The organism is Micromonospora sp. NPDC126480 (assembly GCF_040302465.1).
GTDB lineage: Bacteria > Actinomycetota > Actinomycetes > Mycobacteriales > Micromonosporaceae > Micromonospora.
Genome location: NZ_JBEORU010000063.1, coordinates 1 through 2,188, shown reverse-complemented (window position 1 = coordinate 2,188; position 2,188 = coordinate 1). Strand labels below are relative to the sequence as shown.

General features: G+C 68.7%; 1 protein-coding gene and 1 pseudogene. Both read right to left on the bottom strand.

From position 1 onward, the window contains the following. Positions 1 to 72 precede the first annotated feature (72 nt). Complete coding sequence (gene istB / locus ABTW87_RS30070) at positions 73 to 861, bottom strand: IS21-like element helper ATPase IstB (RefSeq protein ID WP_350654786.1); 789 nt, start codon at positions 859 to 861, stop codon at positions 73 to 75. Continuing rightward, positions 861 to 2,095, bottom strand: a pseudogene (gene istA, locus ABTW87_RS30065) (IS21 family transposase). Before istA ends, istB begins: the two are co-directional and overlap by 1 nt. Positions 2,096 to 2,188 lie beyond the last annotated feature (93 nt).

Sequence of the window (2,188 nt, the reverse complement as noted above, 5' to 3'; positions counted from 1 at the left end):
GTGTCAACGCCGGTCGAAAACTGACCCCCTTGCGCCGGTTGAATTCTGACCCCCCTGGCCATCAGTTGATCTTCATTCTTTGTTGGTGGCGGCGGGGACGCGGCCGAGGTCGCGGTCCCGTAGTCGGTAGCTGTCGCCTTTGAGGGCGATGACGTCGGCGTGGTGAACGAGCCGGTCGATCATCGCGGCGGCGACGACGTCGTCGCCGAAGACTTCGCCCCAGCGGCCGAATACCTTGTTGCTGGTCACGATCATGCTGGCACGTTCGTAGCGGCTGGAGACCAGCTGGAAGAACAGGTTCGCCGCTTCGGGTTCGAAGGGGATGTAGCCGACCTCGTCGACGACGATCAGGGGGTAGCGGCCCAGTCGGGTCAGCTCGACCTGGAGGCGTCCGGCGTGGTGGGCCTCGGCGAGGCGGGCGACCCATTCGGCGGCGGTGGCGAACGCGACGCGGTGGCCGGCCTGGCAGGCGCGGATGGCCAACCCGATGGCCAGGTGCGTCTTGCCGGTGCCTGGTGGGCCGAGGAACACCACGTTCTGTTTGCTGGCAACGAAATCGAGAGTGCCCAGGTGCGCGATCGCGTCCCTTTTCAGGCCACGGGCGTAGGCGAAGTCGAACTCCTCCAACGATTTGCGGGCCGGAAACCGAGCGGCGCGGATGCGTCCCTCACCGCCGTGGGACTCGCGGGCGGACACTTCCCGTTGCAGGCAGGCGACGAGGAACTCCTCATGCGTCCATGACTCCGCGCGGGCCCGCTCGGCCAGCCGCGCCACGCAGTCGCGCAGGGTGGGGGCTTTCAACGCGCGGGTCAGGAAGACGATCTCGGCGCTGACGTCACGGGCGGTCTTGGCGGTGGGCATCAGGCCACCTCCTGGTCGGTGACGCCCAGCAGGTGGTCGTAGTCGGCCAGGTTGCGGGTCTGCACCTCAGGCTCCGGTGTCCGCACCACACCCAGTCGTTGCAGCCGCAGCAGCTTGGCCGCCTCGACGTGAGCCGGGTCAGAGACGGTCTGGTGCTTGGCCCACAATCGCTCGTGGTCGGCCACCACGACCCCGTCGCACGACATCCGCACCCGGTCCAGGTCCGCACTCACCTGCACTCGTCGCCCGATCGCCGACGGGTGCGCCGAGTAGTCGTTACCATCCAGGCGCACGTAGTGGTCGCGGGGCAGGCGGATGCCGTTGCGCCATCCGGTCGCCGGCGCCACCGGCGGCAGGGCCATCATCGCGGTGCGGTCGGCGACGATCCGATCCGTGGGCGCGCAGCCGAGCACCCGCATCGTGCGCCGGTTGGCCCGGGCCAGCCACGCCTGGAGCTGGGCGTTGAAGTCCGCCGGGCCGGTGAGACCCGTCCCGGCAGGAACGAGCGCTCCAGGTAATCGTGGGCGCGCTCGACCAGGCCCTTGGCCTCCGGATCGCCCGGCCGACAGATGAGGACCTTGGTGCCCAGCACACCGCGGAACGCCTGACATTCCCCGGTCAGTTCGCTGCGCCCGGCTCGCCACCGTCCGACGGCACCCTCCCCATCCCACACCAGCAGCCGAGGCACCGCCCCCAACGCCGCGATGTGGTCCCACCAGGCGGTAAACAGGTCCTCAGCGGTGCGGCTGGGAATCAACACCGCCGACAACCAGCGGGAGTAGCCGCACACCATTGTCAACACCGGCAGCTGCTTGGCGGTGCGCACCTGCCCGCAGCCGACCGGCAGACGGATATCCGGGAACCAGAAGTCACACTGGGCGATCTCCCCCGCCGGGTAGCTGGTGCGGCTGGCCGGGTCCGGCGGCAGATACGCCGGACGAAGCTCCCGCACCCGATCGGCGAACACCGTCTTCCCACGCGTCCACCCGACTCGCTCCGCGATCACCGTCGCCGGCATCGTCGGAAACGCCTGCAGCAACTCACGGATCCGCGGCTCGAAGGCATCCACCGCTGAACCGACAGGCTTGCGCACGTACTGCGGCGGCGCGTCCGAGGCCAACGCGGCCCGCACCGTATTACGCGACACACCCAGTACCCGCGCGATCATCTTGATCGGTAACCCTTCCGCCCGGCGCAACCGGCGGATCTCAGCCCAGTCCTCCACGGACAACACCCCTTCACCTCCCGGCTCCACGAGCCAGGAGACCTCACGAGGGGTCAAAATTCGGCCGGCGACAAGGGGTCATTTTTCAGCCGGCGACGACAC

Excerpts from the sequence above, each read along its gene's own strand:
- istB (WP_350654786.1), bottom strand. The coding sequence starts at position 861 with ATGCCCACCGCCAAGACCGCCCGTGACGTCAGCGCCGAGATCGTCTTC.